Below are 24,754 nucleotides of genomic sequence, written 5' to 3'. Positions count from 1 at the left end.
CCTCATCCACCATGAACGGTAGAGTCCCCTACAAAGGAAGTCTCGCGGAGCGAGGAGGTTTCGGAACTGTACGCCGAGAGAGTCATCTGTCGGGGTCTCCGACTCGTCTCTCGGTGTCCCGTGGTGCTGTCACAGGCACTCCCGTCCCGTGGCGAGTCACCGCCCGCCGGTTTCAACGGCAGGCTCTCTCCCCACGGGTCGAGACGGTTGGCGATGTTAACCGCCGCGTTCAGATCTGCCTGATACGTCGTCACCCAACAGCTGTCGTTGGTACAACGAAACTCCGCCTGACCCGAGCGCGATCCGATGTGGGAGCACGCATGGCACGTCTGCGACGTGTATGCCGGATTGACGTACTCGACAGGGATGCCAGCATCGAGGGCTTTGTCCTCGATACGGTCCTGCAATCGGGCGAACGCCCATGTGTGAAGACGACGGTTCATCCACTTTCCGCAGTCCAGCGACTCACGGATATACGACAGATCTTCGAGGACAATTACTGGCTTCTCAAACTGCCCGGCGTACTCGACGGCCTCTCGGCTCGCCTTCTCGACAATATCCGTGAGTGCGTTCTGGTGGTAGTTGGAACGCTCGTCAATCCGCCAATCGGCGGCGTTTCGCTCTCGAAGACGACGGAGCGTCGTGAACATCTCTTTCCGAAGATGTCGCGCGTGTCCACCGTCAATGAACAGTGGGTCTTGTGGAGCACCGCGCTCGACGGCACAGCCGACGAGCAACGCCGACTCACCCACATCGAAGCCGATCGGTGTAGGCTCTTCAGGCGGTTCTTGCTCCGGTACACTGTATTCGACGGTGACGTTCAATGTCCACGACGTTCGGGTTTGGCGCAATCGGAACTGGCCTACAGACACGTCACCATCGTAGAGGCGATCCCACAACTCCCGCTGATCGGGATTGATGCGAAGCGGTATCCAAAACGAGGTCCCGCGCCCAGCTTGTGGAACGCTCCAGCAGAACTCGTGGGTCCGATCGGGCGAGTGATCCAATTCCCAACCCCGGTTCGTGAACCGGACTGGGTGATCGTCAGTCAATTCCTTGGCGTTGTACGTATTGTAGAGTTGCGGGACGTAGGACTTGAGCGCGTCCTTAGCGTAGGACGTGAGGTTGTAGTCCGTGACGATGTTGTTGACTGCCGAGCGCGTCTCCGCACCACTATTGAACGCGTCCGAAAGGGCACGGCGATACGTGGCCACGGTTCGCTGAAGGCGTCGCTCTTTGTGTGTCGTTGGAGGTACGAGCGTTGCCTGAAGCGTTTTCGTGACCGTGGTACCCACACTAATGTTAACGAAGGGATGATAGTTAAGGATAATGAATTACTAAGTTCCAGAGTAGATGCCGAACCTGAATATCGAGGTCAGCGAGGAGGAGTACGAGCAACTGAGCGAAGTCAAAGACGCTCATGGGCTTACGTGGCGAGGATTGGTGTTACAAGGAGCAAGAGCGCTCGACAAAGAAGGGCCACTCGGATAGTAAATACACGGTCCCGTGTTCGTAGCCGCTCCGTCCCACAGAGATCTGTTCCCTAAAACAATGACTCAAAAACACTCACAGCTCAGCAGACGGACCGCCCTCCAGACAATATCTACTGCCGCCCTAGCCAGCATAGCTGGGTGCATGAATTCAAATGGGAACTCCGAATCCCCCAGTGACGGAACTCCCTCTTCGAACGATCAGGGTCCACTTCAGCGCGTTGTAGTCGATGGGACAGCGATCAAAGTAGAACTCTCGGAAGAGACCGATGTTAGCCAAGTCAACCTCATCCAGCCGAATGGGGAACCGTTTGGTCAGCGTGACGTAGCAACAGGAGCACAGCAAGTTTCGTTCGAGATTGGAACCTCATACACTCCAGGAGAGTATCGTGTTCTCGCGCTAGAGGGCGAGGAGACTGTACAAGAGTCTGCTCTTTCCGTTCAACCGGATCTTAGCATTGTGGAGATGGGGATCGGGAAGAACCAGCCTGAAGAGATGTGGGATAGCTCGAGTGACAAAATCGCAAAAGAGGCCTTCGTTTCTGTCGAAAATCAAGGGAATGGTCCGGATGCAATCACGCAGCTCCTCTATGTCGGTGATGTTCCATATCCCTCGGATGATGAAGGGACGAACTACGATGAAAACGACGATGTCAGTGGCATATACGATCCAGAAGAAGATATAGAAGTTGACGAGGTAGTCATAGAACCGGGAGAGCAGCTTACACTGTACAGTTACCGTTCACCGTTCGCATTCGTTCGAGGTGAGGGAACTTCGTGTGAGAGTGAAGAACAAACCGGGAGCTTCGAAATCATTCTAGAAACACGGGTAGGGACTAACCGCGTTTCCAATACTTACAGTATCCACTACTCCGCTTCAGAAGAGTTCGATAATTGTGAGATTACGATTAGTGAGGGCTAACTATGGTGGACCTGATTGATGTCGTCTTAGAGGGGTTCAAAGATGTCGTCGATTGGGTTATCTCACTCTTCATGGAGGGACTGAACACTGGTTATGAAACCCTCACTGAGGAGATGTTCGGGACTCCAACGCCTGAAACGGAAGGCGCGTTTGTCTTTGGTGCGCCAACAAACGGACCTTGGCCTGCAATCCGGGATGCGTTGGTCGGTGGTGAGATTATGCTTATCTCACTGCTTCTACTGGTGATGTGTGTTCAAGGGCGACACACAATTCGGATATTCAATATCGGAAGTGCGTACGAGGCAAGGCGGACGAAGAAGACTGCGTGGGTTGGTGCATTCCTCATCATCAGCTGGTACTGGGTCAGTATTCTTGGACTCTACATCGTCGATGGGTTCACGATAGCGTTGATGCCGAGTCTAGAGACCCTAGGTGATGCGATGCTGAATTTCCTGAAAGAATCCCTAACCAATCCCGGGCTTGCGTTCGTGTTCGCAATTGTTGGCGGTCTCTCGATGTGGGCACTTGAGGCTCTCTACTACATTCGGGAGGTGTTACTTTACGTGTATGTCTACGGGATGCCGATAGCTTTCGCTCTCGCCTATGGTAACGTTCCAGTCCTTTCGGACATCGCGATGGGATTCTCTAAGCGGTTTGTTCCTTTGGCGGTTCTACCCCTTCCAGCAGCAGTCGTGTTCAAAGGATACGATCTGCTCTATTCGCAGGGAGCGCTCACGCCAAATAGTGCGTTTCTGAAGTACCTAGTTGCGTCCTCACTACCGCTTATCGCGGTCTATCTCACTTGGAAGACGTTCAAATACGCAACCCCGCTGACGGCGAAAGTTCTCGGCGGTGCCACCAAGGGAGCGGCCCTTATCGGTGGCGTAGCTGCCGGTGCGTATGCCGGGGGCGCGGGCGTCGCGACCACCGCCGCTCGGTGGGGACCGAAAGCCGCAGCCGGCCATGCCGTCGCACAGAAAGCTGCGGCCCGCGGTGGTCATGGCGAGGGTGGAGATAGTACGCCCTCGTACCGACGCACCGAGAACGACCCAGGTGGCACTACGTCGGAAACATCGGGTGAGGAACGCGGAATGGACTTTGATAGAGGTATCCACTAAACATGTCCATCGACGAAGACGCAGCCGCACGGCGCATCATGGACCAGTTCGGTGAGGAGAGTCGCATCCCCTACCTCAACATCGAGGAAGGCGACGTCGGCGTACTCATCGCCTTTCCGATCGTCGGCCTCTTTATCGCTGGCCTCACCGGCATCGAATCACTCGCCCTGCCGTTCGTCGCGGGTGGCTTCGGGTTCGGCGTCGCGATCGTCTACGTCTCGCCCGACCACCTGAATGCGTGGACATGGACCAAAGACGTCTATCGCTACGTCAAGCGCCCCCAGATCACGTTCAGCGCCCCGGAGGAAGCCGACAGTAATACCAACGAAACAGAGCGCAACGAGGGCGGGCTCGCGAACTACACGCCATTCAAGCCCGACGAGCGGACGCAGGACCTCACGAATATCGAGCGGGCGTGGCCGGGCGCTGGCGCGATCCAGCGCGCGGACGGCACGATGGAGGCGTTCATCGAGATCGACCCCGGCAACATGGACTTCGCGATGTCCGACGACTGGGCACAGCTCCAGGACGCCGGCGAAGAGTTCGCCAACAAGGAACTGGATTCGAAACTCAAACTCCACGCCACGACCCGCTCGTTCCCGGTCGAACAGATTACGGAGAACATCGAAGACCGCCTGAACGACGAGGACGTCAAAGAAAATCCGATCTTCCGGGAACTCCTCGAGGAGTATCGGGAGACGCGGCCGAAGGAGATGCGAGAACGGGGCATCCAGCAGGTGCGGTACTACATCGGCGTCGAGGTCACGCCGCTGGAGGTCTACGACCGCTTCCGCGACGAGGGTACGCCGGCCGAGAAGCTGACGCAGTTCCCCGTCATCGGGTTCCTGTTCAACCCGTTCGTGACCCGCCGCGAGGACCTCACCGACGTCGAGCGCCGCGCCCAGATGTTCGAGAAGCTGGATAGCCGGGTCAACGATGTGCGGTCGGAGTTCATCCAGCAGGCCTCGGGCTGGTCCGCACGCCGGCTCAGCACGGTCGAACTCTTCGTGTTGAATATGGACTTCTGGAACGGCCGCGAACACGACTACGACGACGCAGAGAACGTCGTTCGTGAACAACCCATCATCGGCCACTCGCGCCGGGAGGATGCCCACGATGCGTAACCTCGTCCTCCAGACGGGCAGCGGAGCCGTCGGCCAGCTCACGGAGTGGGTCACGAATCCGACCTCAGCTGAAGGTGCGGCTCTCTACATCCTGCTCGCGGTACTAGTCGGGATCGGCGGGAAATTCCTCTGGGACTGGTACACCGAAGACGACGAGGAAGAGGTCGAGTTCTCGGATCTCCTCGACGAGGAGACCATCGAACAGGGCGCGGCCGAACGCCAACTTCTCGACGACATCGCCGAGTCACACAAAACGGTGACCGCGCCGGCGGCGATTGAGTGGGAGACGCGCGCGGCACGGGTCGGCGAGCAGTGGACGACGACGCTGTACATCGCTGACTACCCGGACTACCCCAACGACGGCTACCTCTCCGAGCTCTTCGAGATGACGGACGTGCAGTTCGATTTGACGGCCCACATCACGCCGAAGAACCAGGAGCGGGCGCGGAACGAACTGCAGGATATCGCTGACGACCTTCAGGTGGACGCTGACCTTGAACAGAGCGTGCGGAGTGCCTACCTACAGGAACGCGCCAACGAGGCCGCAGCGACGTACAAGGCCGTCGAGAACGGCGCGAATGTCTTCGACCAGGGGATGTTCATCACGGTCCGGGCCGACGAGAAGGAGGACCTCCGCGACGCCGTCCAGAAGGTCAAGAGCGCGCTCCGCGACGACCCGGCGAACCTCACGCCGAAGACGGCGATCTGCCGGCAGGATCTCGCCCTTCAGTCCGCCGCACCCATCGGTGACAACGAGTTCGGGCGGACGTCGATTGCGCTCGGCGGCGCCGTCGGCGCGCTGCTGTCCTCGCCGCACAACGCGACGATCCTCGAGGAGGGCGGCGTCGAGTTCGGGATTCACAAAGACAACCAGAGCCCGGTCGTCATCGACCCGTTCGCGCGGGACAACGGGTACGCGATGTTCACCGTCGGCGACACCGGCTCCGGGAAGTCGTTCAGTTCGAAACAGAACTTCATCCGGTCGATCGAGCAGAGCAAGGACCGTATCGGCATCATCCTCGAGCCGTTGAACAACTGGGCGGGGGTCGCCGAAGCGCTCGATGCCAAACGCATCACGGTCGGCGGGACGCTCGGGCTGAATCCCTTGGAGATTCGGGAGACGCCCGAGCACGTCCAGCGGGCGATGGGCGAGGACGCCAGCCCGTTCAACGAGAAACTCGACGACGCGATGAGCTTCCTCACGAACTTCTTCGCGCTGCGGGGCATCTCGCTGGGTGACCGCCGAACGACGCTCGAACTCGGGCTCAAGCGAGCGTACAAGCGCAACGGCATCACTGACGACATCTCGACGCACGACAACCCGAGCCCGACGATTCAGGATATGATGGACGTCTTCGAGGAGATGGTCAACGACCCCGAGGAGTTCGTCGTCCGGTCCGACGAGGAAGCGGGGAAGATCAAGGAGGACGCGACGTGGCTCCTTGACCAGCTCCGCCCCTTCGAGGACGACGGTCGGCACGGCAACCTCGGCCAAGAGTCCGACTTCGATATCCGCGACGAGAAGGTGATCTACCTCGACCTCGCCCAGCAGGAGGGCAGCGTCGACAGCAGCACTGCGCTGACGATGCAGCTCCTGATCTCGCTGGTGTACGAGCGGGCGAAAGTCTCGGAGAAGGAGGTCGTGTTCTACATCGACGAGGCGCGCTACATCATGCAGGACGCCGCGAGCCTGGCGTTCCTCGAGACGGTGTTCCGTCACCACCGGCATCACGACCTCTCGATCCGGCTGGTCACGCAGACCGTCGACGAGTTCTTCGAGCACGCCGAGAGCGAGGCCATCCTGGACCAGTGTGCGGTCAAGCAGTTCCACCGCCTCGACGGGATGGACGAGGAGTGGGCCGACGAGTTCGGCCTGAATTACGCACAGATGCGGTTCGTCCAAGATGCCGTGCCGGGCAACGAGGACGCCGGCTTCTCCGAGGCGCTGGTGGGCGTCGACGGCGAGTGGCGCGGCATCCAGGTCAAAGCGATGCCCAAGGAGAAGCAAGTCATCGACTTCGACCCGACCTCCCAAGTTCGGGCCTCACTCCCCGGCGCCGGCGATGAGGCCGTCGATACCGAGATGCAGGAGTTCCAGGACGAGCTCGAACATCGAGCAACGAACGGAACGAACGAAACGAGCGAACTGAACGAGGAATCAGACGCCGTCGAAGCTGAGCCAGACGGCGGGTCAACGGAGGACACCAACGATGGCTGAGTACCTGCGCGTTACGCCGACATCCGAGCGGCTTGACCCGGAGAGTATCCCTCGAGTCCTCGATAGCCTACACAAACTGACCACGCCCGGCTCGTCGGGCCTCGGGGCGAAGCTGAACCCACTCCACAGTGAGACACCACCCCGATTCGAGTTCCTCGCAATCAGTGATGGCCCCGACGACCCAGTGGAGTTCTTCTACGGGGCCGATGCCCACCTCGATACGCTTGAGAAGCGCCTCCGCTCCATCTATCCAAGCACGTTCGACATCGAGCGCGTCGACGTCGACGTCGCCGCTCGGCTCATTCAGCCAGTCGAGTTCACACCGCAGGAGTTCGTGGAACACTACGAGGCCGGGCGGCTGCAGTACGAATTTGGCCCGGCAGAACAGTACGACATCGTCGACGAGGAATCAGGGGACTCCGAGCCAGCCGAAGCAGACCCCGTTGTCGACGGCGGTACGGCATCCACGAGCGTCCCCGATCATCACGTGACTGTCGGGGACTCGGCCCTGGAACTAGCGCCGCCCGATGCACTTCCAGACGACGAGGAAGAGCGACGGGCCATCGAGAAGCCAACGATGACACCGGCGGGAACGATTCTGGCTCGCCCGGCTCAAGACGCTGTCTCGCCGCTCGGTGTTCGGTGGTGTGGATCCGCGTCGCGGAAGCAGGACTGGATGACCTCGCTGACGCCGTTCACGGCGGAGGAAACGAATGGCGACCTCTCGTCCGTCGACGAACCGGGCGCGGCGCTGGCGTCGCTGATCGACCACCTGATGGAGGCGACAGCGCCGACCGCGTTCCAGGTCGTCTTCCAACGGCGTGCCAGCTGGCAGTCCGACGCGGAGGTGCGGAAAGAGGATCTCGTCGACGGCCGCGATACGTTCTTCCAGGAGGTCGTCGGGTCGTTGCTCGAGGTCGAGGACCAGCGGAGCGATCAGGACGATCGGCAGCTGAGCGAGGCCGTCGAGAAGCGGATCGAGTACATCGACGCGAAGAACGCCAAACGGTCGTTCACGGTCAACATCCGGGCCGTCGGCGTCCCCACCGACGACACCCGCGACGACCTCGATGCCCGGATGGACTCGCTCCTCCCTGTGTTCGACCCGCTTGATGGACCGTTCTACGAGGTCGAGGGGCAACGCCTCCGGGACAGCGGCTTCCGTGAGAAAACGAAGGAGAAGAAGGCGCGGGCCTCTCTCCAGCGCCTCCTCAATCGCGAGTTGACGACGGGACGAGGGAAGACCCGCCCCGAGCTGGTCCTCAGCGGGACGGAGCTCGCGAACTTCGTCCTCGTCCCCTCCTCCGAACAGTTGACCGTCGAAGGGACGCGGGGAACGAGGGCCGAACAGCAGAGTCGGAACCCGCTCCCGTGGCCGAATCCGGATCTAATCCAGCAGTTCCAGGACGGGATGGCCATCGGCTACGCGCTCGACGAGAACGGTGAGCCACGGCCGGACCCCATTCGGATCCCGCCGGACCTGTTGCCGACGCATTACGGGCGGTTCGCGTCGACTGGTGGCGGGAAGTCCAAGGCCATCATCAACGACGCCCTCTCGCTCCGCGAAACGACTGGTGGCCCCGTCGTCCTCGTCGACCCGAAGGGCGACGGGATGTGTGAGAACTACCTGCGCTGCCACTACGAGCGGTTCGGTGGCCTCGATGACGTCTACCACTTCCGCGTCCCAGAGACAATCCCCGCGTTCTCCTTCTTCGACATCCGGCCCGCGCTCGAAGCGGGTCGCAACCGAGAGGACGCGATTCAGGACAAGGTCGACCACTTCCACGACATCCTCCGGATGATTATGGGTCGCGAGCAGTACGGGCAGGCGTTCGTCGCGAACGAGATTCTGAGCTACCTGATCAAGGCGCTGTTCGACGAGGAGTACGGGAGCGACGTGTTCGGGCTGGACGACCTCTTCGCTGCTGCCCTCCGGATGCAGCGCGACCAGACGATTCCCCCGGTCTCAGCGGACAACCAGAACATCGAGGAATCGCTGACGCGCCACTTCGCGAAGGACAACCACCAGTTCCAGGTGTCGATGGACGCCGTCGGGAACCGCCTCGACAAGCTCAAAGAGGACGCGCATCTTCGGCGGATCTTCAGCCACGTCCCCGAGCAGAACGAGGCCGGCGAGTACGTCGACAACCGCTTCGACTTCCGCGAATTCCTCGATGAAGACGCCACCATCATCTTCGACCTCGGTGACCTCCGACCGGAGGCACAGCGAGCGATCACACTCCTGCTGTTGAGCAACCTCTGGGACGCCGTGCAGGTGCGCCGGCGCGATGGCCAGACCGACTACGAGAAGCTCACGAACCTCATCATCGAAGAGGCGGCGCCGGTTGCGTCGACGAAGCTCGTCTCCGAGCAGCTACTGCCGCAGGGCCGATCGTTCGGGCTGAGTATGGGGCTCGTGATGCAGTTCCCTGAACAGGTGCGGAACCGGAACGAGCGGGCCTACGACGAGGTGCTGAACAACATCAAGACGAAGCTCATCGGCAATATCTCGATCGAGCGCGACCTCGCGGAGTCGCTTGCCCACGAGGACCTCAGCCCGACCGAACTCCGCAACCGAATCAACACGCTCCCAAGTGGCGAGTGGATCGCCCAACTCCCGAGTCCATCGTTCGGCGAGACTGGTCCGCCGCCATTTTCGCTTCAACCGCTCCCGATTGCGCCGGGGCATCCAGAAAGCGATCAGCCGCTCACAGAGCCCCAGGAAGACCATTTCGAGTCCGTGTCCCGGCCACGGATGGTCGAGCGGACACAGGCCCAGTACGGGCTGACAGAGCCGACTGAGTCGAGCACTTCCCCAGAGGAGACTGGTTGGGGGAGTTCGGGGGCTGAGACGACTGGCTCGGCTGCCGACGGCGACTCAGGAACGGACCCGACGCAATCCGCGTTCATCAGCGAATCGACGACCGAGGACGCGTCGACGTCGACTCCGCAGCCCGAGACGGACAGCGACCCAGATGCAGACGATTCCGAGATGAGTCCCCTGTTCGGGCAGACTACCGAGACGGACGAGGAGTCAGCTGCTGACCAAGCAGCGGGGCCGGAGAACGGGGCAACACCCGTTCAGGAAAGTAGCGTGCCCGTCCCCGATGACGAACTCCAACAACGCGGGCTCAGCCGTGACGACGTCCGATTCCTGAATCGGGTCCTCGACGTGATGAACCGAGAGGACGACGAGTACACGCTACTGGACAGGATGAGCCAGCTCCGGGACGAATACGACGACCTCCATATGGAGCGGCTCACGGAGCAGGACCTCCTGGAAGCGGACTCCGCGGCCGGGCGCAAGTACTACACCGTCCTCCCGGACGGTCGAGACCTCCTCGGGAGAGAATTGAAGGCGGGGCCAGGAGCGGGCGATCTCGGCGAGAAAACGCCGCATAAGGTTGGCGTCCGGCTCCTCGAGCTGTGGCTCCAGCAGCGGGATGACGTCGGTCGCGTGGACCCGTACTACGAAACCGACGACGGCACGGTACTGGACGTGGCCGGCTTCGACGAGGACGGCGAGCTTGTCTGGGCCGGAGAAGCAGAGCTCGCGAGTAACAACCGGCACGCCCCGGTCGAGGATTACGACAAACTCAGCGCGGTGGACGCCGACGCAATCTGGGCCTTCAACAATCGCGAGACGGCGCTCGATGTCCTGGAGAGCCTTGCCGACGCGGATCGGATCGGCGAGCGGGTCAGCGGGCGGGCGGCACGGTCGTTCGCGACCATCAGAGACGCCGTCGACGAGTTCGATGCTGCGGGCCTGACTACCGTTCGGGGCTTCAAAAATCTCGACCAAGAACTCAACCAATGACCTGGCGACAGGCGACCCGCGAGGAGATTTACGCCTACTACGCCGAGGAGTTCCCCCGCTATCTGGACGACCTGCCGGAATTCATCACGGCGACCGGTCCGAAACAGTACGCCATCGCCTTCCGAGAGTCCCACCCGGTTCGCAAAGACGAGGTGCCGGCCAAGGACTTCATCCGGCGGGATACGTGGCAGACAGATCCGTCGGGGGACCGAACGACATCCGAGTTCAACGACTTCGAGGACGTCGTCGACTTCATTCAACACCCCGCTCGCAACGACCCATTGGGGCGGAGCGAGTTCGCACTCGCTGATCCGGAGGTGCTGGAGAAACCGGACCCACGGCCCGACGCCGTCTACTACGCGCTAGATCACTGGGAACGACCCTGGGTCCTCCTCGTTGACATCGACGCGAAAGAGATCGCCCGGGCCCGAGCGGACGAGATGGTCTCAGCGGATGTCGACGATCGGGACGACGATGCGCTCCTCGACGCTGCGGGCATCCTCGACGCCGCTCCCGAGGGGTATCCGTACGCCTTCGAAGATGTCACCCGCGCCATCGAGTACGGGTTCGAGCTGAGGGATATCTTCGAGGACGATTTCGACGCCGAGGAAACGATGGTCGTCTACAGCGGGCAGGGTGTCCACGTCTACCTACTGGATACCGATCCGGCGCACCGATACGACGAGCAGAGTCGCGAGGTGTTGAACGACCTTCTCCTCGAGACGTACGACATCCCGATCGACCCCGTCGTGACCGCTGACCGCCGGCGGGTCGCCCGCTTGCCCTATTCACTTCACGCCGACGTCTGTAGCATCGTCCAACCCATCGAGAGCCCGGCGTTCGACGTTCGGTCGGCGACACCGGAGGTGATCGACGAATGAGTCCGAGTACGCCCACCGACGACGAGGACATGGCGTATCGAGTTGCGGCACTCCCACTGGAGTACGGTGAGACCCGCATCAACCAGCTGTTTACGCGTGGGTACAATCGATACGTCGTCGACGGCGAGGACCAACCCGAGGACCTCGTGAACGACGTCGAGCGGTTCGGGACGGCGGCGTTCAAAGAGCAGGTTCGTGCCGACGCCGCTGATGAGCCGTTCGTCGACGAACCGGGGACGCTCACTGTGCTCGCGACCCTAAGTGCGATCTGTGTGAAAGAGCACCCGAAGTTCGAACACGCGTCGCCTCGGAACATCCAGGTGCTCTACGACATTCGAGAGCTGTACGTCAACAATCTCGCCTCCCTCATCCGCGCCCACGGCGATGGGTCACTCCAGCAGGACATCGCCGACGTGCTGTACAGCAAGGAGCCCGGTGAGGATGGCCCACATCCGGGTCGGGTCTGTACGGGCATCACGGAGATGCCGGAGTTCGGGGATGGCCTGTACCTCGAAATCCCGATGGCGGCGGCGTCACGCAAATGCCTCGTTCGAGAGGGCAAGTCATCGACGGGGAGTGACGATGGCGGAGAGATACTGACGCAAGTGAAGGACAACAACCTGTACGTCCCGGTCGGTGATTTCGACAGCAAGTATCGGGACTACGCTGAGCGGGCGTTCAAGAAGTTCCTGCGGGTGCAAGAAGACGGGCTCTCCGACGACCAGCTGACGTGGCTGACCACGAACGAGTCGGCAATTACGGAGCGGATCGACCGCTTCCTCGAGACCGGCCATCACGAGCGCATCTGGCGGAACTGGGACCGTGGGGAGCGGACGATTCGCGTCCTCCGGCGGGCCCTGAGTGACGCGCCCGACGACGTGGCGCAAAAGGGTGAGTTCCACACGGCGAAAGAGCTCTATCGAGCTGTTACGGCGTACGATGCGGAGGACGACTGGGAGTCCTCAGTAACAGACTGGATATCGAGTCCGAGCAGTCTCGCGAAGACGCTGGCTGACCACGAGTCCCACTCGGCCGTCACGATCGATCGCGACGGGCGCGTCAATACGTACCGAATCGGGCGAGCCGGGGCCAGCGCCGAGCAGATCGAGGTGCGGGAGATCGAGGACCTCTTCGAACTCCCGTGTATGGCGAATATGGAGGAGCGGCTACACGAGAAGAAGCCCGTTCGGAAGGACCTCTACAACTTCGCGCGGATGGTGATGTGGTTACCGCAGTATCAGGACAGCAGCCTCGACGAGATCGTCGCGGACCTCAAGGGCGTCTTCTCTCGGTGGCCGTGGTACGACGAACAGGAGACCGAGTACCAGGTCCGCTACGAGTTCTCGAACACCATCGACGGGGACACGCCATTGCCGATGAACTGCGATAACGACGATCTGCAGCGCTACTGTATCGGCCAGGACCAGTGTCCCTACTCGATCTGGGGCAGCCTCCCATTCCCGGATGAGATGTACGAGCAAGTCGACGAGGAATCAGCTGGGCCTACTGATCAATTCTGAACTGCTGATTTCATTCTTAGTTTGAATACTATCGAATAGTACCCTTTCCCGTGAAACGGCTGATAGACCCGTACACAATTACTGCTGGAAACTCCAGCGTTTGTGATGCATATTCTCGCTCAACGCCAGATACAGCTAGAGGTATGGTATAACCGCTATAAAAGTCGATTCCAGGTCCGAGATAAGAAACGGCTATTCTCCCCTTCCTATTAGTATCAGTTGTGCTAAACGGGTGATATCTGGTGACTTGGAGGGATGAGATCATTCATCACGAGGGCCGGAAGGAAACTCAAGGACCTTTTCGGAGGTGATCAGGAGGTGGAGACAGATTCGTCACCCTTGGCAGTCAGTTATGTCCCACGGGAAGGCGTCCAAGAACAGATAGTTCAGCGCCTAGACGGAGAGAAAAATCTGTTTCATATTGCGGGCGAGCCAGGTGTTGGGAAGACCTTTCTCCTTGACTGGGTGGAGGACGAGTTCGGTGACGAATACGCGGTCGAACGGGTTGAGTTAGGCTCTCACCACAGTATCCAGACGGTGGCGCAGAAAATTTACCGGACGATACTTGGTGATATCCCAGAATCGGTGAAGGAAGGCGACCGAGAGATCACCGGTATCTCGGGAAGCGCTAGCGCTGGCGGGTTCGGAGGCGGGGGCGGGGTCTCATGGACACGAAACCCCCCAGAGTGGGCGGAAGATAGATTCCAATATATTGAAGCACTGGATCAGATGGCTGACTACATCCCAGACGGTCATAAGCGACTCATCTGTCTTGATGACATCCACAACGTTGACGATGACGAGAAGAAAATAAAAGATTCTCTCAGCGAGATTGCCGAAGTGCTTGGACCGGAAGTTACCTTACTGTCAGTAGGCCGACTACAGTTCAAAGGCCAAGTTCCGGTAATCCGACTTTCTACGTTCAGTGAGGCACAGTCCGTCGAACTCCTGATGAACGAAGTACCTGAAATGGAACCAGCGACGGCACGGGAACTCCATGACCGGGTGAGTGGCCATCCATACTACTTGGGCCTCTTGGCAGATATCGAGGATCCCGCCGCCGCTATCGAGGTCCCTGAGGAAGACATCCGTGACTATATTGAAGAGGAGTATCTGGAAGCGCTGGGTGGAGATGAAGAGCGGTTCCTCCAGGCGACATCCCCGCTGACCGAGCTAGATGAGTATGTTTGTAGCGCTGTATTGGCGGACGAAGACGGGTTTGATCAGGTTGGTGTCCGCCGGTTGTTACGTGATCTCAACAAGCGGGTGATCGTCCAAGACAAGAGGACCGGCCCCGACGGGACGACTCGGTACGCGATCCACGACAAGTTCAGAGAGTTCTTGCTCCGCCAGGAGTCGAATCCGGGTGAAATCCACGTAGCAGCGTTTGAGTTCTATACAGATCAGCTTCGAGGCCAGATTGCGTCTGATGAAACTAATTTCGAACAGGGGACACAGTCCACCACGCTCTGCACCCATCACCTGTCCGCTCTGATCGAGTTACAGGAGCAACAGCAGAGCGTAGCTGGTTTTCTGGAAAGAGCATTAGGAGAGGATGGATTGCCGTTCTATACGGCGACTGTTCTTCTTGACGAGCTCAAAGCGTGGCCGACAGATGATGTACCGGAAACCGTCGTGTCGACGGTGCTGTCTACCTTGGAGGATCGAGAGCCGCTTGCACGGTACTTTTTCGACGAGAAAGTCGATCGATCGTGGGCCGAACAACTCTACGATCAAGAAGTCTTCGCTGATCCAGGTATCCCTCACATGCAGTACCTGTCCAGCATCATCGACGTTCACCCGGACTTTGTGGTCAAGGTTATTACTAATCTCGACAGCGAAGATCCGAACACGCGACGGTGGCTAATCAGCATCGCAGGCGATCTGCCCGCGGATGCAGCGGCTGAGACGGCTACTATTATCGAGTCGTGGGTCTCAGAATCAGAGTCGTTCCACCAACTGGATTTCTATGCGATACAGCTAATCCAGCATTTGGTTGAACATGACGAGATAGAGGCCGCAGTGACCGTGTTAGGCGGTGTACTTCGGGCACCACAACGCGATGCCGACCTCGACTGGCAGCAGGACGAGCAGTTCGAACAGTATGAACTCCACGAGCTGTTTCAGGAGACACGTGAGATCTTTGTTGAGGCGTGTGGCCACGAGTTCCTCAATGCATTAGATGAGGCATTACGAAGGATCTTGGATGCCGGAACGGATCCTGAAGGAGAGCCGATTTATGAATCAGTAGCTAGCCGAACCCCGATACCGGACCTTGATTACGGTGAGAACAATTCCGGTGAACGGAAGCATATCCTCTTCACGTATCTGAGCCTCGCTGCCAACCAGTGGGTTAGTGCTGATCCAAACGAAGATAGCCGGGAAGATTTGATCACATCATATCTAGAGGATCCTATTCCTGCGTTCCGGCGTATCGGCTTGTTTCTCCTCAGTCAGCACCCTGATACATATCAAGACCTCGTTGCCGATGAGTTAGGAGAGGAGACAAACTACGACGATGATAATATCCAGTATGATTTCTATAGACTGGTAGAAACCGCGTTTTCCTCTCTCGACGACGACCAGCAGAATCAGGTTTACAAGGTACTCCGCGAAGGGCCACAGGATAGACAGTGGATTGAGGACCGGGCGGCCCACGAAGCGCCAGATCGTGAGCAGTCTGAAGACGAAATTGTACAGGAGCGTGTGGAGCGGTGGCGATTGAAACGCTTGTATCTCCTTGATGGAGAAGTCTCAGCTGACCAGCAGGAGTATATTGACTTCTTAGTCGAAAAATACGGGGTTCCAGAAAGGACTGCGTCCGAGCCGTATACACCATCGGTCCGTGGTGGTTTTGTGGATGAACGAGGACCGGAAGATCTTGAGACGCTTCGTACTTGGTCCGCTGAAACCGTCCTACAGATGTGTGTGGACTGGAAACCACCTGAAGACCAATTGTGGTCTTTCGATGATGATGAGCGGGTAGAGGTCAGTCACTGGGGGTTTGCCAAACAGCTCTCCCAGTTGGTTAAGGAGCAGCCAGCTTCGTACGCAGAGAGAATCAATATTCTGGAAGAGGCGAAACCACAGTACGCGGATGTCGTTCTGGACGGGCTTGCTGAGGCGCTACAGAACGATGGGCGGTTCTCCTGGCAGCCAGTCCTATCGTTTTGCGAGACGGTGACAGATGAACCAGGTCAGTGGCCGTCTCGGTGCCGTACCTCAATTGCCCGGCTTCTCCGAGAGGGTATCCAGTCAGACCAGACTGATTTCCCCAGGAAGTACTTAGTCCGCGTTGAGGGGCTGTTGGTTCATTTGCTCACGGAGGTCGGTCTTGAGACAATTGAAGAACTGCCGCATAGTTGGAAAGGTGGCGTCGGTGACCCTGAAGAGGAAGTACGGAGAAACGGGGTCAGTACAGTTGTCAGTTATATATGGTGGAAGGACCAGAACGATTGTTTAGGTGACGATGGGTTAGATGAGCCTCTCCGAGGAGCAATCCAGACAAGGATAATTGAAGATAGCGCTGTCCCGGTGCGGACGGCTTTGGGCAGGCATTTCCAGACGTTCTGGGCAGCAGATAAAGATCTGATTCAGTCACATTTGGACGACCTCTTTCCAAGAGGCGATGAAAACGAGGCGAAGCAGCTGTTTTCGGCAGTGTGGAACGGGTACACTAGAGGTAACCCACTCCTTCAACCAGCATTCTCCGAGCTACGGCCTTTCTACAGGCATGCATTAGATTTGCTGGCCGAAGATGAGTCTGATGAGGGATGGATCACTGCAGCGACGACAGCGTCCCATATTGGTATGGCGTATGTCGTTGAAGACGAATCACTTGACGACGATGAGAGTTTAATACGACAATTCTATGATATGATGCATTCGGAGACAACAGCAAACGTGGCCGATGCATTCTCACAAGTCCTTGATAACGAGGACAGCCCGCTCGACGATCACTGGGACGCGATCCGTGAGCTCTGGCAGTGGCGACTTGGTCAAGTCGAAAGTGAAATAACCGATATCGAAGATGCCGCCGAGTACCATAAAGAATTCAGATATTTCCTTCAATGTCTTCAACACACTGATGCAGCCAGTCTGGAGGACGAACAGGACCTTGTGGAGCGGACTGCTCCTTTCCTCGTTAATCAAGCCCCGCATGTGCGGATTCTTGAGGAATGGTTAGGCGAACAGTCAGCGACCTACCCTGCTGCAGCGATATCCGTTTACCACGCTGTTATTGAAGCGGTTCCTGATGGAGAATGGCACAATGTTGCCCGTTCAAGCAAAGACGAGATGCGAGAGACGCTGTATACAAACGCCATCCACGCAGGGGATGAACCAGGATCCCATGCGTACAAGGTCGCAAACCGATTCGCAGCAGCCGGGTACGAGATAGATAAAGAGTTTCTTGACAGCTACCTCAGTAACGACGATTCCCGCTAACATCCTTATTTAAATCGACTACATAAACCACCCCATCTGAATTTTTTTAGCAATTTCACAGAGCCAGACGTCTCTCAGATAACCGAAAGTTAGACTTTAGACCAGAACCAGAAACTTCTGATTCCCGTCGAGCTATTTTCAGCACCTAACACGACCGAAACCGGTGGAATATAGGGGATTTCGCGATTCGAAGTGCCAAGCCGAAGAACCTCGAGAGATTCAGACCCGGTGAAGCAACGGTTCCAAAGTATTCAGATACGTCCGTAATCTCCTTCGTTACCCCGCCGTCGAGCAATTTTTCAAATCACAGTATTATCCTGGAACTCGTCGAGGTACTTTCTACGCGCTCAAATCGGCCCGACGGGGTTCTTCTACGATTTGAGGTCGTTATTTCGCCTTTCATATCGCGGTTTTCGTCCAAAGAAAGAGGCGATATGCAATGTGCGAAGGCCGCCGGCTCTCTCAGGCCGAGGGGCCGTCACAGGGGTAGCGGACCTACGGAAGTATCAGATTTAGCGCATAGGTTGACCGAGTACGTTTCGGTGGTGTCTGTTGCCCCCGCGAGGGGGTGGCGGGGCGCATCACGTGCCCCCGATAAACGATGGCTTCGGACCAACGCAGCAAGAGACGAGTAGCGGATCACGCAGCAACTACCACTGACGGTGAGGCGCCGTGGGCGGACCTCGAGATGACGGTTCCGACCGACCGGGATCACGCATCGGTCGTCGCGCTCGTGGAGTGTGCTCTCGTCGAGCTCACACACGAGGCCGTGGGCGCCGTCTTCGTCTCACGGCAGGTCGGGCGATCGACGCGGACGCAGTATGTCGCTGCCGGCGACGTCGGCGAGCAGTTCCAGAAACGGCACTTCGACGAACGGCTGGGCTGGCACGAGACCACCATCCCTCGACGAGCCGTTCGCGACGAGCTCATCACTCAGCTCTCGCGGTCGGCGTCGACGGCGGCGGAGCGGTCAGGTGAAGGAGCAGCCAGCGGCTCAGACATCTTCGTCGTGAAGCCAGTTCGAGAGTTCCGAACGCCGTAGCAGCTAGCCTTAACCAACATTTCCGGCCGATACCGGCACAGTGTTGGTTAACGGTGGGCTGGATCCACTCCCTGGCTCCCACCCACCGCCCGACTCCTCCAGTGAGTGTATCCTGGCGGCCGGGCGATCCGAGGAGGTGCCGAATCTGTACGCCATGAGTTGTTTGTCGGCGCCGGAAGGCGTGCAGCGCGCAACAGCGTGCGCTGCGTGACTCACCATGCCTGGTCCCGATCCTCACGACGACACGAGTCGCGACTACGAACAGTTCGAGAAAGAACTGCTCGCCCAAGACCGCGACGCCGCCGGCGGCGACACGGCGGACGTCGACGACAGGACGGCCCAGAACCTGATCAACGACCTCGTCGACGCGGACATCGTCACTCCGGTTCCTGAAGACCAAGTTCTGGTTCACGAGCCGAGCGGCACCACGTTCGACTCATCGACGCAGCTGGCCGTCTTCCATCGCGGCTGGACGGCCGGCCGCGACGCCGACACGGAGGGCGAGTGATGCAGCAGACCCTTGTCGGCTGTGCGTTTTGCGACGCGCCGCCCGGTACCGAGACTGGCAAGGCCCACACCTGGGGGCAGGACGAGCGGGTCACCCACCCAATCTGTGTCGACTGCGCGATTCAGACGGAGCCGGATCCCGACGAGCGCGATCACGTCGCCTGTGACGGCTGTGGGCTGGTCGTCGATACGCTCGCAGCGCTCACGCGATTCCGTGTCGAGCTCGGGCATCTGGAAGGCCCGTTGCAGTTGTGCGCCCGCTGTAACCCCGGTGGCCTAGCCACCTACTGGACGCGTGACCTCGAGGAGCATCTCGTCGCGGCGCCGGCGGATTGACCCCAACACTCTTTACTGTTTCGCTGTAAACTGTAATCAAGAACGAATCGTGTCACGCACCTCAAACCGCGCGGACGGCGACATCGTCCAGGACTTCCTCTCGGTCGCCGATCTCCTCGAGGAGCCACAGCTGGCCCAGCTGTACGCATACCTCGCTCGGGAGGGCGAGGCGACCGTCCAGGACGTGATGGACGACCTCGAACTCGCCCAGGGGACGGCCTACAGCTACGTCAACCGGCTCGTCGACGCCGGCGTCGTCAACGTCACCGACGACGAGCAGCCCCGCCGGTACGCCGCCCGTGAGATCGACCTGACCGTGACGACGGCCGCCGGTGACCGCGAGTACACGATCACGCCGGCGCTGATCGACGCCGTCGGCCGCCGCGAGACGGACGCCGACATTGACACCTACATCGACCGTCACGGCGTCGCCGGCCTCGCGACCGCGCTCACCTACGCGGTCGCCCGTGAACGCGGCGAAGTGACCCACCGACTGATGGCGGAGGACCTGGACATCTCGCCGCTGGCTGCGGAGATGATTCTCCAGGCGCTCCGGCCCGTCGTCCACGAACATTACGAGATAGAGGAGTCAGGGGCGGGACTCGACGAGTTGGACGTCGGCGACGCGGCTGACGACGCGTGAGCCGGCTCCACATCGCCGACACCGGCCTGTTCGTCGCGATGGGACAGCCGTCGAACAGCCGGTACAAGGCTGTTCGGCGATTCGCTCGCCGGAACGACGTCACCTTCGTCCTGCCCGAACGGGTGTACGAGGAGCTGACCGCCGACGAGTCCGACGTCGAGGCTCCACCCATCGACACCGCGATCGACGAGGGCTGGGCGACGGTTGCGTCACCGTTGGAGTTCTCCGAGTCGGTCGTCTCGCGGGTGATGGACGGTGTCCAGCGGTACATCGCGAACGCGGACGACCGGCCTGCCGACGAGGTCGAGCGTGCCGACGCCGCCCTCGCCGCCCTCGCTGCCCAGCATCTCAACGCGGGGACGGCAACCGAGGTCTACATCTACACGACCGATATCGCGGCCGGCGAGGGGGCCAAAACCGTCCTCGCGAGCGAGGGCTACGGGGACTCGGTGACGTTCGTGAACGGCTTCCGGTTCATCGAGGACCTGGTCGCCGGCGACAGCTGACTGAATGCTAGGCTGATTCGGTGGAAGAGGACACTCGAAAGCCCTCGGCCGCTCGACGTCCCGCGACCGCCGCTGCGCGCCTCGTGCCTGCGGTGCTTGCGGGGTCGGGGGACGCCCGAGACGGCCTCGCCCTTTCTGAGTCCGCCAGGACGGTAGCTGGATCGCCGAGCGATGTGGCCGGCTGGACAGGTGTGTACGTATCGGCCCGCCCCGCTCGCCGCTGCCGCCCTCCGCGAGAACTCGGGGAGTCGAGAGTTGCGAACTAGAATTTATACGATTTGGTCTTCTGGAAGCCGTATGAGCAACGGATCGCTGGGGAAGCGTCGTGATTTTCGGTCGCTATTTGATGAACTGGACGGCGTCGCTCTCTGGACAGCGTCCGAACCGGGGGAATTCGAGTACATCAGTGCGGGCTTCGAAGATATCTGGGGTATCCCACCTGAGGAGATCGAAGACGACATCGGGAAACTGATTGAGTCGATTCATCCCGATGACCGAGATCGCGTTCGCGCAAACATCGAGGAATCAACCCGCGAACTCCGTGATACGGAGTATGAGGGGCGCGTTGTTCGCCCGGATGGTTCGGTCCGGTGGACGCTCAATCGGCAAGTTATACTACAGGATGAGGCGGGAAATGTCTCGGAGATCATCGGCATTTCCACCGACATCACCGATCAAAAACGACGCGAGCAAGAGCTGGAACTATTGAATCGGATTGTTCGGCACGATATCCGGAACGATATGGCGGTCGTGCTGGGCTGGGCAGAAATGCTCGACGACCACGTCGACGACGAGGGGCGCGAATATCTGCAGAAGATCCTTGCCAGCGGTGAGCACGTCGTTGAACTGACCGAGGTCGCGCGTGAGTACGTGGAAACGGTCGTCTCGGATGAAGCGGTCGCCGTGGAACCCGTGCCACTGCGTTCGGTCCTGGAAACCGAACTGTCGCTTCGCGAGGAGTCCTTCCCGGAGGCAGAGTTCAGCCTGGAAAATTCGCCGCCCGACGTAGAGGTCGCTGCCAACAGTATGCTCAGTTCGGTCTTCAGGAACCTCCTCAACAACGCTGTCCAACACAACGACGCGGATACCCCTCATATCGAGGTTTCGTTTGAGGTACGAGACGACGAGGTTAAAGTTCGAATCGCCGACAACGGGCCCGGAATCCCCGACGACCACAAAGACACCGTGTTTGGCAAAGGAGAACGGGGGCTCGGAAGTCCCGGTACGGGAATCGGTCTCTATCTTGTTGACACGCTTGTCACCGAATACGGTGGCGAGATCTGGGTGGAGGATAATGAGCCGTCAGGCGCTGTCTTCGTTGTCCAGCTCCCACTCGCAGAGTAAATACATCTACTCGGCAAATTGGTACGCTGGATTGTTCTTGGGGACAACTGAGTAAGTAGAGCGACACCTCGTGTCAGTGCCGGCGTCGACGCGGGGACCGGGATTTGATGCGAATACCCATTGTATCGTCTGTAACTGCTAAGAACACAGTATAGCCTCACCGGCTCGCACCGCTCGCCGCGTTCCGCCCTCCACGTCGCTCGCGACTACATATCTGTGGTGGACTTAAGAAAGATTGATAAGGTTACTTGTCTTTATGGAAAGTATGGTTTCCACTAGTACCAAAATCACCGCCCTATTCATTGGTCTCGCGGTTGTCCTCTGGCTCGGAACTATTCAGGTCACCGACGATACAATCATCCAAGGGATCGTTCTGCTAGGTGTCGGGATTATTCTCCCCACCGCGATTAATGAGTATCGTCGACAGAACGCAGGCAACACGGAATAAAACACCTGAATACATCGAGATGAAACTGTTACCTCTCAAATACAACGCCTTACTTTTCGGAGTGACTGCTGTTATTACAGCGGGTTTGTATACACTGCTTGGCGAATTGAATCCGGTGATGATTTGGGGAACTCCCATCGGGGCTGTCATCGGGATTAATATCGGATATACAACCCAGTATCGACGAGGGTCTGCAAATCTATTCGATGAACGAGACTACGAGATTCTGGATACAGCAATGGCGTGGGGCTTCGTGATCGTCTTACTCGGCATTCCCGCAGTCTTAACGTATCGAAGCATTCAGCCGCCATCAAGTGTAACTGATTTCATCTGGATCAGCCTGCTTGGGATTATCGTTACCGGCTCGGTCGCAGGAGTATTAGAACTACAGCATCGGAATCTGGCGTGAGGGTTGTATGAATAACCAACTCAAAGTGTACCGGGCAAAACATGATCTAACTCAAGCGGATCTCGCACAGGCTGTTGGAGTGAGTCGGCAAACGATTAATTCAATTGAGAATGGTCGATATGACCCCTCGCTTGAACTTGCATTCAAGCTCGCGGACTGTTTTGATTGCCATGTCGAAGAACTCTTTCAGCCTGATAGCGCAACATCGACAGCAAACCCGACCACTGCTCTCGACAGTGACGTTGAACCGAGTTGAATGTCTGACTGACCGGAGATACTAACGACATTAAGCGTAGTTTGTGAGCGCCTGCAAAGGGTGCAGGCGCGTTCGGTCGTGCCTGTACAACACAGGTGATTCGAGATGCGACACCACCAGCAGCGACAGGTGTATCGTCAGACGGAGGCGCAATGACCGATGGCGGTCGAACTGGACGAAATCGAGGAGGCCGAAGTCGAACTGGAAGAGTGGCTAGTCGAACAGGCCGAGAACGGCGTCCCGGAAATCGTCCTAATCGGACTTCTTCGGGACTACGCGGACGACATCGAACATCTCGGCTACGTGCCGCGAATGTGGGGTGGGTCAGAGCGATGAGACGGACCAATACCTTCGAGGTCGTCCCACAGTCGGAACAAGACGAGGCCGTCCTTCGACGCCTCCTCGATGCATCAGCGAGCCTCTGGAACCAGTTGACGTATGCGCGCCGGCAGCAGTTCTTCGCCGGCGGGAGCATCTGGGAGTGTGACGGCTACTACGACGAGTACGTCGATGTGTTGGGGTCGGCGACGACCCAGCAGGTTACCCGCGTCAACGACGCCGCTTGGCGGTCGTTCTTCGAGACGGTCGAGGAGGCCGACCAGGAGGTCAGCCCACCGGGCTACTGGGGGAACCAAGCCGACGGACGCGACCTGCGGACCTACATTCGCAACGGGGCCTACACGATCAGCTGGGGCGAGCGCTCCAGGCTCGAAGTGCCCATCGGCAGCCAGCTCAAAGACGAGTACGGCTTCGGTCAGTTCGAACGGCTCCGGGTTGCCGTCCACGGTGAACCGCACTGGCAGGGCGAGCAGGGCCGTCTCCACCTCACCTACGACGACGTCGACGAGACTTATCGCGCCCACCAGCCGGTGACCGTCTCCGAGGCGGAACAGGCGACGCCGACGGGGACGGACGTCGCCGCGCTCGATATCGGCGCGAACGTCCTCGTGGCGTGTACGACGACGAGTGGCGACCAGTACTGGTACAGTGGTCAGGAGCCGTTCCGGCAGTTCCGTGAGACGACCGAGCGCATCGCCGACGCCAAAGCGAAGCTGCCGGCGGGCCAGCAGACCAGCAACCGAATCCAGCGGCTCTATCGGAAGCGGTCCCGTCGGCGCGACCACGCCGTGAACGCGCTCCTTCGTGATCTGGTCGAGCGACTCCACGACGACGGTGTCGAAACCATCTACCACGGCGACCTCACCGGTGTCCTCGGCGAGTACTGGTCGGTCGAGGCGAACCTCAAAGCGCGTACCTTCTGGGCGCATCGACGATGTCTCGACCAGCTCGCGAACGTCTGCGAGGAGTACAGCATCGAAGTAGCGTCGGTCTCCGAGGCGTGGACCTCCCAGACGTGTCCGGAGTGCGGCGAACGCGAGCAGACCCGCCGGCATCGCGAGACGCTGACCTGTCCGTGTGGCTTCGAGGGCCACGCCGACCTCGTCGCGTCGCGGACGCTACTCGAACAAGCGACGAACACCGAGGTCAGGCCGACGGCACGGCCCGTGCGGTTCCAGTGGGACGACCACCAGTGGTTCCCTGTCGAGGAAGCCACGGTGGCTCCCAACGAATAGCGCACAGACCCGCAAGGTGCCGCCGTGGTGTCGCCGTGACACCAGCGAGCGGACGCTCTGGTTTTCCAGAGTGGATGTCGATCCGCTGGTCGATCGCTTTTCGACTTGACTGTATCCCGTATTCGGTACGATATTTTAGGACCACTTCACCAT

General features: G+C 59.2%; 20 protein-coding genes. 19 read left to right on the top strand and 1 reads right to left on the bottom strand.

Features of this window, described 5'->3' with window-relative positions; all coding sequences use genetic code 11:
• Nucleotides 1-2 precede the first annotated feature (2 nt).
• Nucleotides 3-1,295: a transposase gene (locus U5914_RS13370; protein ID WP_336136267.1), complete on the bottom strand. Its 1,293-nt coding sequence runs from the start codon at nucleotides 1,293-1,295 to the stop codon at nucleotides 3-5.
• 256 nt (nucleotides 1,296-1,551) lie between these two features.
• On the opposite strand from U5914_RS13370, the gene U5914_RS13365 reads away from it, so the two are divergent.
• From U5914_RS13365 to U5914_RS13280, 19 genes are all read left to right on the top strand, one after another.
• A complete protein-coding gene (locus tag U5914_RS13365; RefSeq protein WP_336136266.1) occupies nucleotides 1,552-2,412 on the top strand; it encodes a hypothetical protein in 861 nt (286 codons plus the stop codon).
• A 2-nt stretch (nucleotides 2,413-2,414) separates the two neighbouring features.
• Nucleotides 2,415-3,530 (top strand): TrbL/VirB6 family protein, encoded by a 1,116-nt coding sequence (locus U5914_RS13360; protein WP_336136265.1) that lies wholly within the window; start codon nucleotides 2,415-2,417, stop codon nucleotides 3,528-3,530.
• Nucleotides 3,531-3,532: 2 nt separating this feature from the next.
• Nucleotides 3,533-4,654 carry a TraC-like domain-containing protein gene (locus U5914_RS13355; RefSeq protein ID WP_336136264.1) on the top strand — a complete coding sequence of 374 codons (1,122 nt, stop codon included), beginning with the start codon at nucleotides 3,533-3,535 and terminating at the stop codon, nucleotides 4,652-4,654.
• On the top strand, nucleotides 4,638-6,872 hold the full coding sequence (locus tag U5914_RS13350; protein WP_336136263.1) for a VirB4 family type IV secretion system protein: 2,235 nt from the start codon (nucleotides 4,638-4,640) through the stop codon (nucleotides 6,870-6,872). The genes U5914_RS13355 and U5914_RS13350 overlap by 17 nt, the downstream gene beginning before the upstream one ends.
• Complete coding sequence (locus U5914_RS13345; protein WP_336136262.1) at nucleotides 6,865-10,689, top strand: ATP-binding protein; 3,825 nt, start codon at nucleotides 6,865-6,867, stop codon at nucleotides 10,687-10,689. Before U5914_RS13350 ends, U5914_RS13345 begins: the two co-directional genes overlap by 8 nt.
• Nucleotides 10,686-11,570, top strand: coding sequence for a bifunctional DNA primase/polymerase (locus U5914_RS13340; RefSeq protein WP_336136261.1), 885 nt, complete (start codon nucleotides 10,686-10,688; stop codon nucleotides 11,568-11,570). The genes U5914_RS13345 and U5914_RS13340 overlap by 4 nt, the downstream gene beginning before the upstream one ends.
• Nucleotides 11,567-13,090 (top strand): primase-associated protein, encoded by a 1,524-nt coding sequence (locus U5914_RS13335; protein ID WP_336136260.1) that lies wholly within the window; start codon nucleotides 11,567-11,569, stop codon nucleotides 13,088-13,090. The genes U5914_RS13340 and U5914_RS13335 overlap by 4 nt, the downstream gene beginning before the upstream one ends.
• Before the next feature lie 255 nt (nucleotides 13,091-13,345).
• Nucleotides 13,346-17,536 carry a hypothetical protein gene (locus U5914_RS13330; protein WP_336136259.1) on the top strand — a complete coding sequence of 1,397 codons (4,191 nt, stop codon included), beginning with the start codon at nucleotides 13,346-13,348 and terminating at the stop codon, nucleotides 17,534-17,536.
• Nucleotides 17,537-18,137: 601 nt separating this feature from the next.
• Nucleotides 18,138-18,578, top strand: coding sequence for a DUF8030 family protein (locus U5914_RS13325; RefSeq protein WP_418766764.1), 441 nt, complete (start codon nucleotides 18,138-18,140; stop codon nucleotides 18,576-18,578).
• A gap of 217 nt (nucleotides 18,579-18,795) precedes the next feature.
• A complete protein-coding gene (locus U5914_RS13320; RefSeq protein ID WP_336136257.1) occupies nucleotides 18,796-19,086 on the top strand; it encodes a DUF8069 family protein in 291 nt (96 codons plus the stop codon).
• Nucleotides 19,086-19,421 carry a DUF7558 family protein gene (locus U5914_RS13315; RefSeq protein ID WP_336136256.1) on the top strand — a complete coding sequence of 112 codons (336 nt, stop codon included), beginning with the start codon at nucleotides 19,086-19,088 and terminating at the stop codon, nucleotides 19,419-19,421. Before U5914_RS13320 ends, U5914_RS13315 begins: the two co-directional genes overlap by 1 nt.
• A 49-nt stretch (nucleotides 19,422-19,470) precedes the next feature.
• The gene (locus tag U5914_RS13310; protein WP_336136255.1) at nucleotides 19,471-20,064 is read left to right on the top strand and encodes a DUF7437 domain-containing protein; all 594 of its coding nucleotides are present in this window, start codon (nucleotides 19,471-19,473) and stop codon (nucleotides 20,062-20,064) included.
• Complete coding sequence (locus U5914_RS13305; protein WP_336136254.1) at nucleotides 20,061-20,570, top strand: PIN domain-containing protein; 510 nt, start codon at nucleotides 20,061-20,063, stop codon at nucleotides 20,568-20,570. The genes U5914_RS13310 and U5914_RS13305 overlap by 4 nt, the downstream gene beginning before the upstream one ends.
• A 297-nt stretch (nucleotides 20,571-20,867) precedes the next feature.
• Nucleotides 20,868-21,914: a PAS domain-containing sensor histidine kinase gene (locus U5914_RS13300; RefSeq protein ID WP_336136253.1), complete on the top strand. Its 1,047-nt coding sequence runs from the start codon at nucleotides 20,868-20,870 to the stop codon at nucleotides 21,912-21,914.
• A 256-nt stretch (nucleotides 21,915-22,170) separates the two neighbouring features.
• On the top strand, nucleotides 22,171-22,362 hold the full coding sequence (locus U5914_RS16945) for a DUF7987 family protein (RefSeq protein ID WP_465260926.1): 192 nt from the start codon (nucleotides 22,171-22,173) through the stop codon (nucleotides 22,360-22,362).
• The gene (locus U5914_RS13295; RefSeq protein ID WP_256412836.1) at nucleotides 22,325-22,771 is read left to right on the top strand and encodes a hypothetical protein; all 447 of its coding nucleotides are present in this window, start codon (nucleotides 22,325-22,327) and stop codon (nucleotides 22,769-22,771) included. Before U5914_RS16945 ends, U5914_RS13295 begins: the two co-directional genes overlap by 38 nt.
• A gap of 7 nt (nucleotides 22,772-22,778) precedes the next feature.
• The gene (locus U5914_RS13290) at nucleotides 22,779-23,027 is read left to right on the top strand and encodes a helix-turn-helix transcriptional regulator (protein ID WP_256412835.1); all 249 of its coding nucleotides are present in this window, start codon (nucleotides 22,779-22,781) and stop codon (nucleotides 23,025-23,027) included.
• Nucleotides 23,028-23,186: 159 nt separating this feature from the next.
• Nucleotides 23,187-23,363 carry a hypothetical protein gene (locus U5914_RS13285; RefSeq protein WP_336136252.1) on the top strand — a complete coding sequence of 59 codons (177 nt, stop codon included), beginning with the start codon at nucleotides 23,187-23,189 and terminating at the stop codon, nucleotides 23,361-23,363.
• Nucleotides 23,360-24,601 (top strand): RNA-guided endonuclease InsQ/TnpB family protein, encoded by a 1,242-nt coding sequence (locus U5914_RS13280; RefSeq protein ID WP_336136251.1) that lies wholly within the window; start codon nucleotides 23,360-23,362, stop codon nucleotides 24,599-24,601. Before U5914_RS13285 ends, U5914_RS13280 begins: the two co-directional genes overlap by 4 nt.
• The last annotated feature ends 153 nt before the right edge of the window (nucleotides 24,602-24,754 follow it).

Source organism: Natronomonas amylolytica (assembly GCF_037031205.1).
Taxonomy (GTDB): domain Archaea; phylum Halobacteriota; class Halobacteria; order Halobacteriales; family Haloarculaceae; genus Natronomonas; species Natronomonas amylolytica.
This window is presented reverse-complemented; position numbering and strand designations above follow the sequence as displayed.

Bases quoted from the DNA above. Each gene is read 5' to 3' on its own strand.
- U5914_RS13355 (WP_336136264.1), top strand. From the start codon at position 3,533: ATGTCCATCGACGAAGACGCAGCCGCACGGCGCATCATGGACCAGTTC.
- U5914_RS13315 (WP_336136256.1), top strand. From the start codon at position 19,086: ATGCAGCAGACCCTTGTCGGCTGTGCGTTTTGCGACGCGCCGCCCGGT.
- U5914_RS13340 (WP_336136261.1), top strand. From the start codon at position 10,686: ATGACCTGGCGACAGGCGACCCGCGAGGAGATTTACGCCTACTACGCC.
- U5914_RS16945 (WP_465260926.1), top strand. From the start codon at position 22,171: ATGGAAAGTATGGTTTCCACTAGTACCAAAATCACCGCCCTATTCATT.
- U5914_RS13365 (WP_336136266.1), top strand. From the start codon at position 1,552: ATGACTCAAAAACACTCACAGCTCAGCAGACGGACCGCCCTCCAGACA.
- U5914_RS13360 (WP_336136265.1), top strand. From the start codon at position 2,415: ATGGTGGACCTGATTGATGTCGTCTTAGAGGGGTTCAAAGATGTCGTC.
- U5914_RS13300 (WP_336136253.1), top strand. From the start codon at position 20,868: ATGAGCAACGGATCGCTGGGGAAGCGTCGTGATTTTCGGTCGCTATTT.
- U5914_RS13345 (WP_336136262.1), top strand. From the start codon at position 6,865: ATGGCTGAGTACCTGCGCGTTACGCCGACATCCGAGCGGCTTGACCCG.
- U5914_RS13280 (WP_336136251.1), top strand. From the start codon at position 23,360: ATGAGACGGACCAATACCTTCGAGGTCGTCCCACAGTCGGAACAAGAC.
- U5914_RS13330 (WP_336136259.1), top strand. From the start codon at position 13,346: ATGAGATCATTCATCACGAGGGCCGGAAGGAAACTCAAGGACCTTTTC.
- U5914_RS13335 (WP_336136260.1), top strand. From the start codon at position 11,567: ATGAGTCCGAGTACGCCCACCGACGACGAGGACATGGCGTATCGAGTT.
- U5914_RS13350 (WP_336136263.1), top strand. From the start codon at position 4,638: ATGCCCACGATGCGTAACCTCGTCCTCCAGACGGGCAGCGGAGCCGTC.
- U5914_RS13290 (WP_256412835.1), top strand. From the start codon at position 22,779: ATGAATAACCAACTCAAAGTGTACCGGGCAAAACATGATCTAACTCAA.
- U5914_RS13320 (WP_336136257.1), top strand. From the start codon at position 18,796: ATGCCTGGTCCCGATCCTCACGACGACACGAGTCGCGACTACGAACAG.
- U5914_RS13285 (WP_336136252.1), top strand. From the start codon at position 23,187: ATGGCGGTCGAACTGGACGAAATCGAGGAGGCCGAAGTCGAACTGGAA.
- U5914_RS13325 (WP_418766764.1), top strand. From the start codon at position 18,138: ATGGCTTCGGACCAACGCAGCAAGAGACGAGTAGCGGATCACGCAGCA.
- U5914_RS13295 (WP_256412836.1), top strand. From the start codon at position 22,325: ATGAGTATCGTCGACAGAACGCAGGCAACACGGAATAAAACACCTGAA.